The organism is Haloplanus natans DSM 17983 (genome assembly GCF_000427685.1).
Taxonomy (GTDB): domain Archaea; phylum Halobacteriota; class Halobacteria; order Halobacteriales; family Haloferacaceae; genus Haloplanus; species Haloplanus natans.
Genome location: NZ_KE386573.1, coordinates 826,033 through 843,496, shown reverse-complemented (window position 1 = coordinate 843,496; position 17,464 = coordinate 826,033). Strand labels below are relative to the sequence as shown.

The 17,464-nt window shown below is 63.6% G+C and carries 19 protein-coding genes and 1 pseudogene; 11 read left to right on the top strand and 9 right to left on the bottom strand.

Features of this window, described 5'->3' with window-relative positions; all coding sequences use genetic code 11:
* Positions 1-110: 110 nt before the first annotated feature.
* From HALNA_RS06585 to HALNA_RS06575, 3 genes are all read left to right on the top strand, one after another.
* Positions 111-1,094: an NAD-dependent epimerase/dehydratase family protein gene (locus HALNA_RS06585; RefSeq protein ID WP_049935606.1), complete on the top strand. Its 984-nt coding sequence runs from the start codon at positions 111-113 to the stop codon at positions 1,092-1,094.
* A 40-nt stretch (positions 1,095-1,134) separates the two neighbouring features.
* Positions 1,135-1,890: a sugar phosphate nucleotidyltransferase gene (locus tag HALNA_RS06580; protein ID WP_049935605.1), complete on the top strand. Its 756-nt coding sequence runs from the start codon at positions 1,135-1,137 to the stop codon at positions 1,888-1,890.
* 81 nt (positions 1,891-1,971) lie between these two features.
* Positions 1,972-2,550 (top strand): rhomboid family intramembrane serine protease, encoded by a 579-nt coding sequence (locus tag HALNA_RS06575; protein ID WP_169719021.1) that lies wholly within the window; start codon positions 1,972-1,974, stop codon positions 2,548-2,550.
* Positions 2,551-2,983: 433 nt separating this feature from the next.
* On the opposite strand, the gene HALNA_RS06565 is transcribed toward HALNA_RS06575, so the two are convergent.
* From HALNA_RS06565 to HALNA_RS06560, 4 genes are all read right to left on the bottom strand, one after another.
* The gene (locus tag HALNA_RS06565) at positions 2,984-3,655 is read right to left on the bottom strand and encodes a glycerophosphodiester phosphodiesterase (RefSeq protein WP_049935602.1); all 672 of its coding nucleotides are present in this window, start codon (positions 3,653-3,655) and stop codon (positions 2,984-2,986) included.
* Positions 3,656-3,823: 168 nt separating this feature from the next.
* A complete protein-coding gene (locus tag HALNA_RS19860) occupies positions 3,824-4,000 on the bottom strand; it encodes a hypothetical protein (RefSeq protein ID WP_157573470.1) in 177 nt (58 codons plus the stop codon).
* A gap of 315 nt (positions 4,001-4,315) precedes the next feature.
* Positions 4,316-4,477: a DUF1289 domain-containing protein gene (locus tag HALNA_RS19300; RefSeq protein WP_169719020.1), complete on the bottom strand. Its 162-nt coding sequence runs from the start codon at positions 4,475-4,477 to the stop codon at positions 4,316-4,318.
* A gap of 399 nt (positions 4,478-4,876) precedes the next feature.
* Entirely contained in the window at positions 4,877-6,997 is a 2,121-nt protein-coding gene (locus HALNA_RS06560) for a PAS domain-containing protein (protein WP_169719019.1), read from the bottom strand.
* Between the two features lie 816 nt (positions 6,998-7,813).
* On the opposite strand from HALNA_RS06560, the gene HALNA_RS06555 reads away from it, so the two are divergent.
* A complete protein-coding gene (locus HALNA_RS06555; protein WP_049935600.1) occupies positions 7,814-8,089 on the top strand; it encodes a type II toxin-antitoxin system HicB family antitoxin in 276 nt (91 codons plus the stop codon).
* A 136-nt stretch (positions 8,090-8,225) separates the two neighbouring features.
* Entirely contained in the window at positions 8,226-8,462 is a 237-nt protein-coding gene (locus HALNA_RS06550; protein WP_049935599.1) for a hypothetical protein, read from the top strand.
* A 32-nt stretch (positions 8,463-8,494) separates the two neighbouring features.
* Here the strand turns inward: HALNA_RS06550 and HALNA_RS06545 are convergent, their stop codons facing one another.
* A complete protein-coding gene (locus tag HALNA_RS06545; RefSeq protein ID WP_049935598.1) occupies positions 8,495-8,983 on the bottom strand; it encodes a helix-turn-helix domain-containing protein in 489 nt (162 codons plus the stop codon).
* Positions 8,984-9,098: 115 nt separating this feature from the next.
* Here HALNA_RS06545 and HALNA_RS06540 point away from each other — a divergent pair, with 115 nt between their 5' ends.
* Entirely contained in the window at positions 9,099-9,899 is an 801-nt protein-coding gene (locus HALNA_RS06540) for a hypothetical protein (protein ID WP_049935597.1), read from the top strand.
* Between the two features lie 268 nt (positions 9,900-10,167).
* Here the strand turns inward: HALNA_RS06540 and HALNA_RS21455 are convergent.
* Positions 10,168-10,345 (bottom strand): annotated as a pseudogene (locus tag HALNA_RS21455) (NAD-dependent epimerase/dehydratase family protein); the annotation flags it as partial.
* A gap of 690 nt (positions 10,346-11,035) precedes the next feature.
* On the opposite strand from HALNA_RS21455, the gene HALNA_RS06535 reads away from it, so the two are divergent.
* Positions 11,036-11,230: a hypothetical protein gene (locus HALNA_RS06535; protein ID WP_049935595.1), complete on the top strand. Its 195-nt coding sequence runs from the start codon at positions 11,036-11,038 to the stop codon at positions 11,228-11,230.
* Between the two features lie 25 nt (positions 11,231-11,255).
* On the opposite strand, the gene HALNA_RS06530 is transcribed toward HALNA_RS06535, so the two are convergent.
* Positions 11,256-11,687, bottom strand: a complete 432-nt coding sequence (locus HALNA_RS06530) for an acyl-CoA thioesterase (RefSeq protein ID WP_049935594.1) — start codon at positions 11,685-11,687, stop codon at positions 11,256-11,258.
* A gap of 279 nt (positions 11,688-11,966) precedes the next feature.
* Positions 11,967-12,290, bottom strand: a complete 324-nt coding sequence (locus HALNA_RS06525; RefSeq protein WP_245576009.1) for a hypothetical protein — start codon at positions 12,288-12,290, stop codon at positions 11,967-11,969.
* A gap of 190 nt (positions 12,291-12,480) precedes the next feature.
* Between HALNA_RS06525 and HALNA_RS06520 the strand changes: the two genes are divergently transcribed.
* From HALNA_RS06520 to HALNA_RS06510, 4 genes are all read left to right on the top strand, one after another.
* Entirely contained in the window at positions 12,481-13,107 is a 627-nt protein-coding gene (locus HALNA_RS06520; protein ID WP_049937988.1) for a peptide-methionine (S)-S-oxide reductase MsrA, read from the top strand.
* Between the two features lie 285 nt (positions 13,108-13,392).
* On the top strand, positions 13,393-13,710 hold the full coding sequence (locus tag HALNA_RS06515) for a hypothetical protein (protein WP_049935592.1): 318 nt from the start codon (positions 13,393-13,395) through the stop codon (positions 13,708-13,710).
* 527 nt (positions 13,711-14,237) lie between these two features.
* Positions 14,238-14,414, top strand: a complete 177-nt coding sequence (locus HALNA_RS20550; RefSeq protein WP_169719018.1) for a hypothetical protein — start codon at positions 14,238-14,240, stop codon at positions 14,412-14,414.
* A gap of 154 nt (positions 14,415-14,568) precedes the next feature.
* A complete protein-coding gene (locus HALNA_RS06510) occupies positions 14,569-16,017 on the top strand; it encodes a response regulator (RefSeq protein WP_049935591.1) in 1,449 nt (482 codons plus the stop codon).
* Between the two features lie 21 nt (positions 16,018-16,038).
* Here the strand turns inward: HALNA_RS06510 and HALNA_RS06505 are convergent, their stop codons facing one another.
* The gene (locus HALNA_RS06505; protein WP_049935590.1) at positions 16,039-17,460 is read right to left on the bottom strand and encodes a sensor histidine kinase; all 1,422 of its coding nucleotides are present in this window, start codon (positions 17,458-17,460) and stop codon (positions 16,039-16,041) included.
* Between the last annotated feature and the right edge of the window lie 4 nt (positions 17,461-17,464).

Below are 17,464 nucleotides of genomic sequence, written 5' to 3'. Positions count from 1 at the left end.
GATCGACGAACGGTCCGGGGACGGTTCGCGTCCCCTGCGGCGTCGAGTTGCGACGGCGGCGTCCCCGCCCGAAGGGTACATTTTTCTCCACACTCGCTGATATCGGAACGATGCAGATACTCGTCACGGGGGGTGCGGGCTTCATCGGCGGTCACCTCGCGGAGCAGTTCGTCGAAGCGGGCCACGACGTCGTCGTCCTCGACAATCTGAACGAGTTCTACGACACGGGGCTCAAGGAACGGAACGTCGCCGCTGGACGGGACGCGTCCGACCGTGGCGGCACGTACGAGTTCGTGGAGGGCGACATCCGGGATGCGGACCTCGTCGCGGACCTCGTCGGCGACGCGGACTACATCTATCACCAGGCCGCCCGTGCCGGCGTCCGATCCAGCGTCGCGAACCCACGGCTCTACGACGAAGTGAACGTCGATGGGACGCTGAACGTCCTCGACGCGGCCCGGGATGGGGGGATCGAACGCGTCGTCGTCGCGAGTTCGTCCTCGGTCTACGGCAAACCCCGATATCTCCCCTACGACGAGGAGCACCCGACGACGCCCGTCAGCCCCTACGGCGCGTCGAAATTGGCCGGCGAGCGCTACGCCTGTGCCTACGCCGAGGTGTACGACCTCCCCGTCGTTGCCCTGCGCTACTTCACCGTCTACGGGCCGCGCATGCGCCCGAACATGGCCATCTCCAACTTCGTCTCCCGCTGTACGAACGGCGACCCGCCCGTCGTCTACGGCGACGGCACCCAGACCCGCGATTTCACGTATATCGACGACGTGGTCGAAGCGAATCTGACGCTACTGGAGACGGACGCCGCCGACGGCGAAGCCGTCAACATCGGCAGTACCGACACCATCGAGATCCGAACCCTCGCCGAAGTGGTGCGCGATCAGTTGGCGCCCGACCTCGATCTGACGTTCGCCGAGCGCCACGACGCCGACGCCGAACACACCCACGCGGACACGTCGAAAGCCCGCGAGTTGCTGGGCTACGAGCCCTCGCATACGATCCGCGAGGGCGTCGGGAAGTTCGTCGAGTGGTATCGGGCGAACCGCGAGTGGTACGAACCGCTCGTCCTGAACTCCTGATCGGGCGGCGTTTTTGTGCCTGGGGGCGTACGGGACGGTCATGCAGGCTATCGTCCCCGCGGCCGGCGAGGGCACGCGGCTCCGGCCGCTGACGGCGGAGCGACCGAAGGGCCTCGTCGAGGTGGCCGGGCGGCCGATACTGACACACGTCTTCGAGTCGCTCCGGGCGGCGGGAATCGACGACATCGTCGTCGTGGTCGGCTACCGCGGCGACGACATCGTCGACTACTACGTCGACCGCTTTCGGGACGTATCCCTGACCTACGCGTGGCAGACCGAGCGCCTCGGCCTCGGCCACGCCGTCTCGGCCGCGGGGGGATACGTTGCCGGCGACGTGGTGGTGTGGAACGGCGACAACGTCGGCGACGTGGCCCTGTCGGGGCTGATCGAGCGCCGTCGGGCGACCGACGCGGCCGCGACGTTGCTCGTCGACGAGGTGGGGCGCGAGCGGGCGAGCGAGGGCGCCGTCTTCATCGTCGACGACGGCGAGGTGGTGGGCGTAGTCGAGAAACCCGACGCCCCGCCGTCGACGCTGATTCCGCGGGGCGTGTTCGTTTTCTCCGACCGGCTCTTCGAGGCGTTGGACCGCATCGAGCCCTCGGCGCGCGGCGAGTACGAACTCACCGACGCCATCGATCTGTTGGTCGCCGAGGGCGCGCGTGTGGAGACGGTCCGGCTGGACGGCTGGCTGGTGAACGTGAACACGACGGCGGACATCGAGCGGGCGAGCGCGCGACTCGACGGCGGGCCAGGGGAGCGGGCACGTGACGAACCGCCGAACGGGACGGATACTTAAGCCACGACGGACCGTACGCGCCGGCTGTCGTCTCCGCGAGTCCACATGTCCACCCACCGTCGCTCCGATCGGCCCGGCCACGTGACCCTAGCGCTGACGGCCGCGTTTCTCCTCGCGTACCGCCTCGAACAGAATATCGCGTACGCCTTCGACATCACGCCCCGACAACTCGTCACGCTCGATACGGTCCCGGCGAACGCGCTCACGCAGATGTTCGCGCCCGCCCTCCACGCGAGCGGCGACCACCTCGTCGCCACGCTCGTGTGGGTCGTCCCCTTCGGCTACTTCTGCGAACGCCGCCGGCCCTGGCCGGACTACGTCGGCTTCGTCGTCGTCGCGGGCTTTCTCACGACGACGCTCGTCCCGACCCTGTTCGTCGTCCTCGGCGTCGCGCCCGGCCTGGGCATCGGCGGAAGCGGCGTCGCCCACGCGTTGGTGGGGCGCGAGGCCGCCGCACGCCTCCAGTCGCTGCCGGAGTGGCGGTCGCTCTCGCGCGTCGAGGCCGGGATTCTGGCCGTTGCGGTCCTCGGGCTGGCGCTCAACCTGCTGGGCTTTCTGAACCCCCCGGCTCGCGCGAGCGTCGTCGGCCACGCGACGGGGCTGGTCGTGGGGGTGATCGCCGGTGTCGGGGAGCGGTACGTGTCGGTGAGTGGGGGGTGAGTGCCGCACCCGTCACGGCATCCGGACGGTCGGCCGTTCGGCGCTCCGGGCCATCAGCCGGTTCGACCCCGCCGAGGGCGACGTCACTCGCACGCCGACGACGTTCGTACGGGGACGCCGCCGGAGTGTCGCCGTGTCCCTGCTGGCGCGTCTACACCGGCGCCGCTACGTCGTTCGGCTCGACTGGACCCGTGCCGGCTGTAACTGTTTCAAGACATTCACCATCCAGGGATGGCGAATATATTAATTGGTTTACAGCCGACAGTACGAGGAATACATCAGTTCGTCCCGCCGCCGGTACGCGTCTGCTGACTCCACGCCGTCTCTCGCGGACCAATGACGGCTCCTGGGTGAGTTCCGCCGGTCGTGTTGACTACGGGATTCGAATCCGGCAGGACGAGTTGGCCGAACTCGCCTGCGGAGTCCGCGTCTCTTAATCGAGCCACCCCGTCACGTGGGGCGAACTCGCGATGAGTCCGTCGACGCCGCGCCACGAGAGGGCCCACGCCCCGGGTCTCGAATCGACGGTCCACGCGTTGACCGCCAGTCCCGCGTCGTGGGCGTCGGCGACGACGCCGGTCAGCAGACACAACCACGCATTCGGGTGCACGAACGCGCAACCGAGATCCATCGCGACCGAGAGGTCGTCGCCGGGCGTCGCCCCGATGACGTAGCCCAGTTCCACGTTCGTGTCGTCTCCGGGGTGAACGCCACGGAGTGCGTCGGGGTCGAACGACGAGATGATGACCTCGTGGGGTACCGAGGTGGCCATCTCGAAGGCCTGCTCGGTGACATCGGGCTCTTTCACCTCGAGATTGACACCTACCTCGGCGGGGATCGCGTCGAGAACGACATCGAGCGTCCGGACACCCTCGCCGTCGTGGGCGTCGAGGGCGGCGAGCTCCGAAGCGGTCAGTTCGTCTACCTGCTCCACGCCGTCGATGCCGACGTCGATGAGGGTGTCGTGTGCGACGACGAGTTCACCCGACGCACACCGGCGAATATCGAGTTCGACCATGTCGGCGTGTGGGACCGCCCGTTCGATAGCCGCGACCGTGTTCGCGGAGTACTGCTCATCGAAACCGCGATGGGCGATGAGCCGCATCGGCTCACCATTGCCCAGCGAGCCGCAAATGTGTTCTGTCCGCTCCGTCGCCCCCACGAGGGTCGAGCCATCGCCTCGGCTCGAATCGACACGCCGAAACGAGCAGACACGAGGACGTGACGAGCACCGCGAACGCGAGTCCGGACCGCGGCGAGTGGGGCCGGCGCTTCACCCGTCGGCGGCGTCCTCCATGACCGTCTTGAGGGGTCGGACTCGATACTCGCCCGTGTCCGTATGCTGTTCGAGGACTACTTGCTCGGTCTCTGCAGGGGTCGTGATCGTCGGGCCTGGGATCTTCGTCCGTTCGATAATCTCACAAAACTGCCAATACCCCGAGTCAGACATCGCCGCCCTCCTGACGGGACGCGTCTCTCGGCTGGCATATCGTGTGTTGCTCGGGGATCCTGGTTCGCGGCCCCGGATGGGCGCGTTCGACGGCAGTGGGCGTGGGGTAGAACGGCATATGCCTGTAGTGTCTGGCGGCGGTCTTAGGCTTCTCGGCGACGCAGCCGTCGACGCCGATACCGTCGCCAAGAACAACTGACTGGCTTACGCGAGCACGATACTGATCGGGCGTTGTGACCAGCCGCCGAACGTCGCTGGGTGCTCGCGCGTGGCACGTACGCTCGCCCGATCGGTACCGACGGACAACGACCCGTGTCACTCGTCGGCGTCGGTCGCCTCGTCGAGTTCCCGCATCCGCTCGATCCGTTCGGCCTCGCTCATCGCCGCCCACGTCGCGATATCGTCGAGCGTCCGACCGCAGGCCACACAGACGCCGTTCTCGGTTTCGCACACGCCGACGCACGGACTGCTGATCATATGTCGCTCCATGGACGCCGGCGGCTAAGTACTGCCGACTCGGCGTCGGCTTCGTCGACGCGGCGCCGAACTGCCGTCGCTCGACCCCGAGTGCATCGAGACGGCGCTCCGACTCCATGGGCCTTGTCGAAACCTGCAAGAGGAGGAGCGTTCGGAAACCGTGCTGAATACAATGCGCGAATCGGTCAGAGTGAGCGGTGTCAGTCGAGGGGGTCGGTCGTCGGATGTTTATAAGCGAGCGAAAAGCATTCGTCTATTGGGGCACGCCCGACTATGTACTGTGGTGGAGGCGGGGATGAGAGTAGTGACAACGGTCAGCAAGACGTGTACTTGTCGTCATCGGCAAAAGGGAATTTCCTTGATTTTTCAAGGTATCACGCATGTCGGTCGGGACGCTAGTCACTGCTGCTGTATTCGGTCGAAAAGTTGCTCGAAAAGTGTTTGCTGGGCGTTTCGCAGATGATACGAGAAGGTGGATTGAGTCAGCGAGAGTGCGTCAGCGATTTCGGTGGCCGTACTTTCTCGGGGTGACTCGAAATACCCAGCGTACATCGCGGCTCGCAGGATCTGTTGTTGACGGTCCGTGAGTTCGGCTTCGAAGGTATCTCCGAGTATCTGACCGATTGCGTGTGCATGCGACTTCGCGGCGGGAGTGTGTTCGTGTTTTGAGACCAACGTCGTGTCCGGGAACGACTCCTGCACGCGTGTGACAAGCGAACCAATATCGTCACCGAGTGGTACTTCGCAGACAACCTCTGCCCGACCGTCGGTTACCGTATCCGTCGTGACGACTGCGCCCTCTGCTACGAGTGTCTGTGCCAAGGACTGTCGGCACAGCCCGATTTCGACGTCCCCGCCGGGCTGATCCTCAGTCTGTCGGATCTGCCGCAACTGGGCTACCCTGTCCGTACTCTCCGTGAAGTTCCTGAAGGCATCCAACGAAGCACCCTGGATGGACGCGTAGTGGACGAGTGTCTCATCCGAGGCCGGAATCGTGTCCCTGATATCGATCGTACACTCCAGTTGTTCAGAAGCGGAGACGAAAAACGACGCCGAGTCGGTACTCTCGAACGTAAGCTCGGCCACTTCGTCGGCGTGGAGAATGCGCTCCGTCGCAAGTGAGTGAAGCACTTGGCCAATCCTCTCACCGAACGTCGAGAGGAGTGTCCGCTCGCGATCACGGAACGCATCTCCACGGTCCGTATACAAGACGAGCAGCCCGTAGACGCGGCCTCTGTGCACGAGCGGAACGATAGCTCCACCCTGGAACCCCTGTTCCAGTGTGTATGCTCGCCATCGCTCGAACCGCGAGTCCGACTGATTCCTCCGAACCGCCTGTATCTCGGCCGTTTCAACGGCGACCACTGCCGGAGCGACCTCAGTCCGCGATTGTATCGGACGAGTTACGGACTCGTTGGCAGCGACAGCCCCCGATCCCTCCTCGAGATCCGATTCGGTCAGTTCCGTTTCCGGGGTGTACTCGGTAATCCGTGCGTACTGGTATTCGCGCGTGTCCGTCAGTAACTCACAGATGGGTCGTTCGATCTCCTCGCCAGCAGTTGCGCTATTGAGTAGTTCGCTGACCGGCTGGAACGTCTCGGTGAGTTGTTCGAGCCGTTTGGGGACGGTCACGTCTTCCAGTGCGACGATGATTTGTTCGATCGATCCGTCTTCACCCTCGACGGGAGCAACGTTGCTCGATAGCCAGCGTTCGGAGCCGTCCGAAAGTGTGATTCCGTGGGTGAACCCCTGGATAGCCTCGCCGGTTCTGCGGACATGCGCGACCGGGTGGTTTTCGCGTGGAATCGGATTCCCCGCTTCGTCCCAGATATCCCAGCCCGGGTGATCGTACGCCACGCCGTCCATCCTGCTTCTGGACAGGCCAAGCAACGCTTCTGCACGGGCGTTTGCGCGAGTAATCTCTCCCTCGGGGGTCAGGAGGACGATGCCGACGGGCGCCGTTTCCAAGACGTGATCCAGTTTTCGTTCGGTAACCTTCGAGTCGGTGATTTCGGTGAAGACGATGATGACGCCATCGTCGCTTGGGTGGACGCTAGCTTCGATCCACTGTTCCTTCTGGGCGTTGTATCGCTCGAAGGACGCCGATGACTGTGTGTCGAGAGCCGTCCGGATTTTCTCTTCAGCAATGGTGTCAGCCGCTTCGGGAAAGACGTCCCAGACGTACTCACCACGCAGTTCCTCGTTGTCCCGTCCGAGGAGCTGCTCGGCCTGCTGATTCACGTATCTATACGTGAGGTCGCCATCAAGCACGGCAACGCCGTCCGACACGCGCTTCAGACTGTCTATCTCCCATCGATCGACTGCGGATGTGATGAGTGAGATGGTCGTCTCGGCCAGTTCGCGCTCGCTCGGGGACCATGCCTCCCGGTCCGTGCCCGGTTGCCGGTCCGTGGAGACGACTGTCATCGAGACGGCAGTTCCGATGTGTGTATGGGCCTTCGCTGTCAGGGCGTCGGAAGTTGAGTGGAACCCATCGGTTTCGAACACGTCGTCTCCCACCCGAATCTTGGCCTCGATCGCTTGCGAGTCCCGGAACCACTGTGGCAGTTCCGAGACGTACGTCCGAACACTATCGTCGATATCCTTATCCAGGGCCGCGAAGAGTTCACTCGCCCGTTCGAGCGCGTCGAACGCATTCGTCCACCCCTGGGATTTTTTCTCGGCCGCCCCTCCGAACACGGGATTCTCGTCCGCTGTGTCGTCTCGGTCCGGCGTGCGTGCGTCCGACTCGGAAACGTCGCGGGACACACCGGGATCGGCTTCGACGGAGTCGGCGCGATTCGGCCGGCTCCCTCCACCGTTCTCCTGCCGATCCTGTTCGTCCATTACATGTCGAGTTCTTTCACCCAGATACAAATAACGCGTTGCTGATTACAGTGGTTCGGGACGCTCGCGCCGGTCCCTGCGATCCAGTATCCGTCAGCATTCCGTACCGAAACGCTCGATTTCGGCACGGAATCGTGCTTACGAACTCCTTATAACAACGCGTGCCAGTGACCAGCACCGGAGGAAGCGACCGGACGGGTCGATATCTTCCCACCTCCGCATGAACTAACTCGGAATCCTTCGACGGACGCGTCCGTGAACAGTACAATGCGGCCGTCTGCCAATAGTACTATCTGCCTCTGTCGAAACCCTCAAAATTTGATAGAGTAGCGTGCTGAATAGAGAGGGAGGGTTCGCGCGGTAGCCTTGATTTCTTTCACGCTGGAGCCAGCGAACCAACTGTTCAGTAGTCTGTGTATTGCTCGACGACAATACCTGCTGCGGACCTGCTCCCGAAGCGTTTTGCGTCCTGTGGAAGTATGTCTGGATATGTCACGAGCGGACCCGGGCGATGCAGACACTCCTGATCGAGAAATCCGGTTGCTGAAAAATCCGGATGGACGGTGGACGGCTCGTGATCTCCGTGCAGGGGTGACTGCACAGGGTGACAGTCGGGAGGTCGCACTCGAAAAGCTCGACGCCGTCGTTGAGGCGGTAGACGGCGACAGTGGACACTCCCCAACCGACGACGAGATTCGTGACCTTGGAGTCTATCCCGAGGTGGTTCGGAGACAAGGTGATGACCTCCCCGACGTGTTGCAGTAGCGATGGTGACGCGGGACTTTTCGGGTGCGGATGTCTACAGATGAATCAAGACGAGTGCCTCGGGGCTTGACCCCGAGGCGGTTCACGCTGTAGCGGCTCGAATCGTACGTCGAACAACTGGGTGTCGAGGACTACTATGCTGAGCTCAGACGAATTTGAACGATCTCAACGACAGAACGTCCAGGAGCGACGGGCGTTCATTAAACGCTGGGCCGAGTACGTCCGCACTCACGACGACGAAGAGTGGTCACGCCAGCAGAACAAGTTGATCGACTCACGGCTACAGTCCGCGAACGAGATGGCCCGGGACGGCGACACTGATCCGGTCGCATTCGCGAAGGCTCGTGAGCAACGTGACTCCGACCAGGGCTGAACCGCCTGCCTTCGAGACTGGCCACTACCGAGCTACGGGGTTGTGCCGACATCAACGGCCTCGAGATCGGGTTCGTCGAACTCAAGCGCCTCTACCACCGCTTCCGGAAGCTCCGGGCGCGGTGCCGATTCATGCCGTTCGATCTTCTCGGTCTTGCGCGTGTTTTCGTAGAGGGCACGTGCGACCGGAAGCCCACGGAGATACTTGTAGTCGTGGATGATCTCGACGCCCCGCTCCGTGAATCCGTAGAACTGGGAGGGGAGATCACGTTTCCCCTCGCTTGGTTCGTACGTGTAGCGCGCGAGGAGCCCGGCGTCGATCAACGTCTCCAACTGGTCTTTGATTGCTGCTTGGCTCTTCCCGGTCATATACTCAAATTCGGCGAGCGACATCAGATGGGTGGGGTGGCCCAGCAGCTCCTGGATAATGAGATGGCGCGTATCCTGGGACAGCAGCTTGAACAGCCGCTGCTGTTCCGCGAACGGCCCTGCATCGGCCGCGCCAGTGTCGATTTCGCTCATACGTGATGGTACGAGGTAGGGCGCTATAACAGTTAGGGCCAACCAAGTTGGTTAAACCAGAAAAAATCAAAGTGATTCAGAATCGATAAGATGGTGTGGTTTGAATCGGCAGCTAATGACCGACTCAAGCCCGCCGCCCGACGCTGCCGATATTATGACAGTGGTCCACAAGGCCGTTGGGGGCATCGAGCTCGAACCCGCGGAGAAGCGGGAGATCTGGCGGTTCACCCAGCGTGAATTGCCGTATCTCTGGAGTCAGCGGACGTCGTATTTTATCCTCGGGAGCTATCGCGACCCCTATATCCGCCGGCTTCGCGCCGTCCAGAACGAACTCACAAAGCAGCTCGGTGCCTATCCGTTCATCATGGGTGATCTCCTCGAACTTCCGACTGACCGCCTCAACACGTTCGATATCATGTTTTCGTTGCTCGCGACATACAGCGACTACATCGTCGGGGTCTTCGAGAAGGAAAGTGGTGGGGAGGCGCCTGAATTGGGCGAGATCGATGAGCCGCCGTATTTCGACAAGTCGTACGTGTTCCCACGTGATTACGCGTGGGTGACCGACGAGAACCTTGACTCGCCACAGCACGTCATTCAGGCCGCCCTTGAGATAGCGTTCACAGACGACTTGTCGGCGGATGAAATCCAAGCAAACGTCGAGTCGCTCGTTGATCGCGCCCAAGAGAGCGGTGTCGACATCGACGAACAAGAGGTGTGGGATGTGATCGACGACCGGGCAGATGAGGGCGAAAAGCCGGCAACGTACAGTTGGGTCCATCTCAACAAATTCCGTAAATTCGAACTCCACGAACGGTGCTTCCCGTGGACGACAGAGGACGAACTTCGAACTGAGGGTGACGAACTCCCGTCCCCGACACCACGTCCGGAGTGGGAAGAGCGTGAGGACCACTGACATCCTCCCAGGACTGAAGTCGTGGGGTTCCACGGTCACAGACCGTGCCCACGACGGAGAGGTTCCCCACTCGCGTCGTTCGGTGGGGTTATGGGCCGTGCCAGTCCGGCCCCCGACTCGGATAGCGGGCTTCATCTACCGCCGCGCTGGCGTGCATATCCTTACCCGAGACTCGGTAGCACGACCGACGATACGAACCGTGGTAGTTGTTTCGGCTGTTGTCGGATTCATCTCACGGCTGAAGCCGTGGGCTTTCTCCTTGAACCGCTGTAACTTCCCCGCCCTCGGCGGCTTCACGCCCGACAGCGATGTTTCGTTTCTTGAGTCCCGTCTCGTAGAACTGGTTCAGATTGTCGAGGATGACGACGTCGTGGCCATCGCCGACGAATCGTTCCGCGAGGTGACCGCCGATGAATCCCGCACCCCCCCGTGACGAGCATCTGCATGGCCTCGATATTCTCGACGGTGGTGAAAACGTACGCGCTCCGATCGATGGAGGCGCGCCCCCAGGCCGTCGTGTCCCGAACGCCGGCGTCGCTGCAGTGGGTTCATACTCGGTACGACCGCTCCAGTGGGCGTTAAATGGTCGCTCGTCGCTGTTGTGTGCCGCTACGAGCGTTCATCATCGCCGCCACGCCCCGCAGGCACACGCATCGGCTGCCACCCACACACAGGACATCCACCCACCGACGAACGACCCATTCGCCCAAAAATCGGCGTGTCGTCACCAGAGACTGGCATCGAGCGGGCGTCGCTACTGAAGCGTCGGCCCCCGTCGCGAGCCCCTCGATCTTCATAATCGGTTCCCATCCCGCGATTTGCCGGTCAGGAGCGAACGCTTTGGTCGACGTCGACCATCGAGTCGTCGCGAACAGCCCGTCAGTCGGGGGTTTGGACGCCCTCCTCTTCGATTTCGCGTCGTACATAGGATCCCACTCGCCGAGTCATACTCGGGCCACAATTGGGTCTACACCACCTCTTGCGGCCGCACACCCCGATTATGACGATTCGACGCGTCACGCCACGGCGTCGAGAGCGCGGCTCGGCGCCGGAGGGTCGGTCCGACCGGGTATGAACCGACCCGAAGTGACTGTACCGTGTCTGATCGGACCGGGAGATCCGCACCCCCCACTGGTGTGCCGAGTGCGGCGTCGTCCGCGCGTTCGTTCGTCGACCGACAGGCACCGCGACGGCGTGCAGGCGCGTGGACGGCGACGCTCGTCAGCGCCCGTCGCCGTGACCTCCGCGGGACGGCGCGCTGGCTCGCGCTGGCACTCCTTACGGGCGCCCTCGCGGTGGCGTTCGAGGAGGCGACGCCCGACGACGCCTGAGCGGTCGAGGCCGCCGTCGCTCGCGTCAGCAGGGCGCCTTCGCGACCAGTTCACGCCCGCGCTCGGTGTCGGCGGTCACCGACGGCACCGACACCGGGTCGCCGTCGTCGTCGATGGCGACCATGGTGAAACACGCCGCCGTAGTTCGCCGCGAGTCGGTGGATCGGGGGTCACGGGCGTCGGCGTCGACGCGCACCTGCAGGCTGCTCTCCCCCGTCTCGTAGACGTACGCCGACAGCTCAACGACGTCGCCGACGGCGATGGGCGACTGGAAGTCGACGCTGCCGATGTGTGCGGTCACACAGGTCTCCCCAGCCACCCCCATCGCCGCGATGGCGGCGAGTTCGTCCATCAGTTTGACCACCTCGCCGCCGTGGGCGTTGCCGTAGTTGTTCGCCTGATTCGGCTGGATGCGTTCGACCGACTCGACGTACGACCCCTCGACGGTTGTGGACATACCATCGGTATGGTACGGACAGGCATAGTCCCGCGGGTTTCCCGAGGCGCCGACGCCCCGTGACGGGCTCACCGGCTGACGGCCCACGTTCGTGGCCGGCAGTCCCGGTCCGCTGCCGGTGCCGCGGGTCCGGTCGACATGGCACGCCACCGATATCTTTATTCGTGCCAATTCGTACCACGCTACCTGCCATGGGCGTGCGTGAAATCTTGTCAACTATCCGACACGGGGCTACGACCGCCCCTTCGGTGGGCTCTCGGTCGGAGTCGCGTGAGGTGATCAAGCTTCGGCGCCGGTGCTGGCGTCGGCGTCCCTCTCGTCCTCGTCATCGGGGTCCACCGTCTCGAAATCCTCAATGGAGTGATCCTTGCGGCTCACCCGCTCGGCGATCAGAAACTTTCGGGTGCGATCGAGCTGTTCCCAGTGGAGGTGTGCCGGCGGGTCCGCGGCCAGCGCGTTGACCCGCTCGACAACGACGGTGTTGACGAACCGCTCGAACTCGCCACAGACCGGGCAGGTGCGCGACAGATGTGACACGTCGAACTCGCGCGTCACCGTCGCTTCCATACAGCCGATACATCGGTATTCCAAAGCGTGGCTCACACGCCCCATTCGGGCGCAGCGGGTTTGTATCCGGGGATCGTGTCGACCGAACGGAGGCGCGGCGACCCGGCGCATGCGGGATCCCGACGCGCGGTGGCGCCCAGCATTAGTGTCTGCACGACCAACACGTGATGAGATGCGACGCAGTCCAGGACGGATGGCCCGCGGACTCTACAGACGGCTCAACCCGATGACGCTCACACCAGCTCTCATACACGACTACGACGCGCAAGCCGTCGATCGAGCGACGACCGACACCGCGACGTTCGGACTCGGGTGCTTCTGGGGACCGGACGCGCGGTTCGGTGCCATGGACGGCGTGGTTCGAACACGCGTCGGGTATGCCGGCGGGACGAAACCCGACCCGTCATATCACTCGTTGGGCGACCACACGGAGGTGCTACAGGTCGACTTCGATCCGGCGGTGGTGACCTACCGTGACCTCCTCGCGGACGTCTTTCAGCAACACGATCCGCGGACACAGCCATCGAAAACACAGTATCAAAACGTCGTGTTCGCGTCGACGCCCACCCAGCGGACGGCCATCGATTCGGTGCTTGCGGACCGCGACGAAACCGCGGCGAGCATCGAGACGCGTATCGAGCAACTCGCGCGGTTCCATCCGGCCGAAACCTACCATCAAAAGTACAGGCTCCGGTCGATGTCGTCGTTCCTGAGTGTCTTCGAGGAGGCCGGGTACGCCGACGAGGATATCCGTGACTCCCCCATCGCGGCAGCGTTGAACGGATACGTTGCGGGGCATCACGTCGATGTCGACGCGGCCCTGCCAGCGCCCGATCAGCACCCATCGGGGTGAGCCGGCCGCGAATACGGATATCCGCCGGGACCACGTATGGCCCCGCTCGGCGGCGAGACCGTCCGGATTCGGGGTAACGGCAACGCCGACTCACTGCCGATCCGGGAGCCGACAAGGATCCCCGACAGTCAGTAGGCATCCGGATCCGAGGGCGTGGCAGTCACCGGTCGCGGCATCATCGCCTGGTCACGAGTCCCGTCCGTGCTCACTCGAGACCGGCGTGGTGGGCACGCCGGCGACGGCCCCACACGCCACATTCATTCGCCGTCGGTCCCACGTGTCCACATGGCCGACCCACCGTCTATGCCCCGACTCGAATCGGCCCTCCCGGCGCCCCCCGGCCAGTGGGAGCGCTACGACGAGAGTAGCGCTGTGCAGTACCGGTTGCCGGGCGACGACGGCCCCTGTGTCGCGGCGAAGCTGACTGTCCGCCCGGACCGTCTCGGCGCCGCAGCCGTTCGCGTCGATCGAATCGCGGGTTGTCGGCGGACGGGGACGACACGCCACCTCGACGTCGATGTGGCCGCAGACGCTGTCGACGCCGAACTGGACGCGGTGCTGGCCGCGACGACGGAGCACCGGCCCGGCAACGGGCCGCCGTGATCTGCCGCCCCGACGTTCGACGCGCTCCACGCCGGCCGAACCGACATCTGCCCCGACCGTCGAACGTGATCGGGAGTCTTCATCTCTGTGCCCCCGATCCAGTCGTTTCGTAAGGCGATAACCGGGACGAAAGAACCACACCGTGGGTCCGACCGAAAACCGCAGTCGCGACGGCTACCATCGGGCGCGTCCGCGACCAGTTCACACAGAATCGAGGAGGAAGCCCACGGCTTTAGCCGTGGGAGGAATCCGACCGACGGTACCGACACCGGGTCGCCATCGTAGCCGATAGCGACCAGCGTGAAACTCGCCGCCGTGAGCGCTGTCCGATCCGTTCGTCCGATTCGGCCGGCTGCGTTCGACCGATTCGACGTCGGACTACTCGACGGTGACGGACGCGTCCCCGTGCGGCCCGCTGAGACGAATTCTACAGGAGGCGGCCGCTGGCGTCGGTTCCTCCCGCCCCGGTTGGTGCTCCGGCAAGCGACGCCCCGAAACGGTTTGTCGCTCCGCGCCGAATCATGCGTATGGCCGCTCTCGGCAAACACCTCGTCAACGGCATCGTCTCGCTCGTGATCAGCGTCGGGTTCACCGTCGGAATGGCCGACGACGGTGACGGTCCCTGGGACCTGCGCGACATGGTTCTCGCGGTCGGCCTGTCGGCGTTTCTGTCCGGCTTTTTCACCAGTTACTTCGCGAAGTAGCGCGCCCGCCGGCGACCGGTCGCTGTGCGTCGTAGCGACGGGGTGCTCGACAGGTCGAAATCGCCCGTCCCCGGCCACCTGCATGTGTGTGACTTTTCATCACGAATGCGTGCGTTCATATCGATCAAACCCCAACCGGAGGTAACTCTCATCTATGAGCCAATCCCCGTCCACCAGCGCGTCGAGCGTCCTCCACGTCGACGACGATCCAGCGCTACTCGACCTGACGGCCGAGTTCCTGACGCGAACGCAGTCGGACATCGACGTCCACTCGGTTACCGACATCGAGCAGGCACTCTCGGTACTCGACACCGAACCGGTCGACTGTGTCGTCAGCGACTACGATATGCCCGGAACGACCGGCCTCGAGTTTCTCGACACGGTGCGCGAGACGTATCCTGACCTCCCGTTCATCCTCTATACGGGGAAGGGAAGCGAGGAAATCGCGAGCGAAGCGATCAACGCCGGCGTGACCGGTTATCTCCAGAAGGGCGGGGCGGAGCAACACCGCCGACTGGCGAATCGCGTCGACCACGCCATCAGGGAGTATCGGGCGCAGATCGAATCGCAGCGGTATTCGACCGTGCTCGAAGCGCTCGGCTACCCCGTCTACGTCGTCGACGCCGACGGCCGGTTCAGCTACGTGAACGACGCCTTCGTGGACCTGGTCGGCTACGAGCAGTCCGAACTCGTCGGCGCCGAACCGGACCTGATCAAGACGGACGAGAGCGTCGCCGAAATCAACGAGGCGCTCCGGACGGTCGTCTCCAGTTCGGGCCCGGATATCGAGCACGTCGAGGTCGAGATCCAGCGAAACGACGGCGAGCGGATCACGTGTAAGGATCACATCGCCGCCCTGCCCTTCGACGACGAGTTCCGCGGGTGTGCCGGCATCCTCCGGGACCTCTCCGATCAGCGGGCGCGCGAACGGACGCTCCAGCGAAAGAACGACCGCCTCGAGGAGCTCGTCTCGGTCATCTCTCACGACCTTCGGACGCCGTTGTCGGCCGCGCAGGGCGCGGCGGAGCTCGCCGCGGAGACCCGCGACGCCGAACACTTCGACGCGCTCACCCGGGCTCACGAGCGACTGGAGGGAATGCTCGACGAGTTGCTCACGTTGGCCCGGACCGACGAGCGGACCGCGACGACGGAGGCGGTCGCCGTCCCGGCCGTCGCCCGCGCGGCGTGGGAGACGGTCGCTCCCGATCGAGCGACGCTCGTAGTCGACATCGACCGAACGGTCGTGGCCGACCCCGACCGGCTCCAGCGCCTCTTCGAGAACCTCTTCACCAACGCCGTTGCACACGGGGGCGCGAACGCGACCGTGACCGTCGGGGCCGTCGAGGGTGACGCCCCCGGATTTTACGTCGCCGACGATGGCCCCGGCGTCGACCCGGAGCATCGTGACACGGTGTTCGAACCCGGCGTCTCGATGTCGGCCGACGGGACCGGCTTCGGGCTGGCGATCGTCGACCGGATCGCCGACGCTCACCGCTGGGATGTCGACCTCACCGAAAGCGCCGACGGCGGGGCCCGGTTCGAGTTCGTCGGCACCGAGTCGGTCGACGCCGACCGGACGGCTCGGTCGACGGTCTCCGACTGACCTGTCTCATAGCCATCCCGCCTACTGTGACATCACGAGTTCGAACCGCGCCCCGCCCTCAGTCCCGTCTGTCACAGACACTGTCCACCCGTGAGCTTCTACGATCCGCTTCACGATGGTTAGTCCGAATCCGGTGCCGCCACTCGTCGAGGAATGGCCCGGTTCGAAAATCTCCTCGCGCCGATCTGCGGGGATCCCGGACCCATCGTCTTCGACGTAGATAGTGTCCTCATCGACACGTCCGACACGAACGGTCACGTCCGTGCCACCGTGTTCGATAGCGTTTCGGAACAGATTCTCGAACACGTGCCGTAATCGGTCGCGATCGCCTTGGAAGGTCATCTTATCAGTTATCTCGAGGGTCGCCGCGTCTGCGTCTATCGTCCCCCAGCACTTCCCGACGAGATCGGTCAGACTGACCGACTCCGTTTCGTCTATCGTCTCGCCCTGCCGGGCGAGCGTCAACGTGTCCGTGACGATCGCCTCCATCCAGTCGAGTGATTGTCGGAGTGGAGCAAGGTGTTCGCTTTCCACTTGTTCATCGAGGACCGTTGCGCGACCCTGTGCGACGTTGAGCGGATTGCGAAGGTCGTGGGAGATGACACTCGCAAACTCGTCGAGACGCTCCGTTTGACGACGGAGTTGGCGTTCCCGTTCGACGCGGGCGGTTACGTTCCGGGTAATTCCCACGAGACGGGTGATTTCACCGTCGGTGGTGACCGGCGCGAGGTTCGTCTGCCAGATGCGTGCCCCTTCGTCAATCCGGAGTTCTTCCTGGTACGAAATCGGCTCACCGATCTTAACGCACCGGTGGTAGTTCGCTTCGAGTTCCGCTCCCTCTTGCTCCCCGAACACCTCTTGTGGCGTCTGTCCCCGGACTTCTTCGGTCGTGAGTCCGGTTTGTCGCTCGTATGCTGGACTGAGGCGCTCGAACTCGAACGTGATGTCGGTGTCCGAAGCGTCAACCTCAACGAAGAAAATCGCGTCCTCTACGTTGTTCAGGAGTGCTTCGTACTCTCCGGCGAGTTCGTGGAGTTCGCGTTCACGTCCTTTTCGTTCGGCAATCTCACGGCTGTTGAGTAAAATCCCGTCGATGGCGTCGTCGTCGAGTCGATTCCGCATCGTGGCTTCGATCCAGCACCACGACCCGTCGGCGTGTTCGAATCTGACTTCGACGGTCTGGGATTCGTCCGGGGCCGACAGCACGGCTTCAACCGCGTCTTCGTTTCGCTCCCGGTCGTCGGGATGGACGTACTCGTATCCAGTGTCCCCGACTAATTCCTCGGAGTCGTAGCCAAGAACCCGTGTAACCGCGGGGCTCACGTACGTCATCGTTCCGTCCGTGTCGATGATGGTGGTGATGTCGTGCGACGCTTCAACGAGCGCCCGATACCGGTCGGTTCGTTTCTCGCTCTCCGTTTTCGAGGTCCTTCGTTCCGTCATTGGC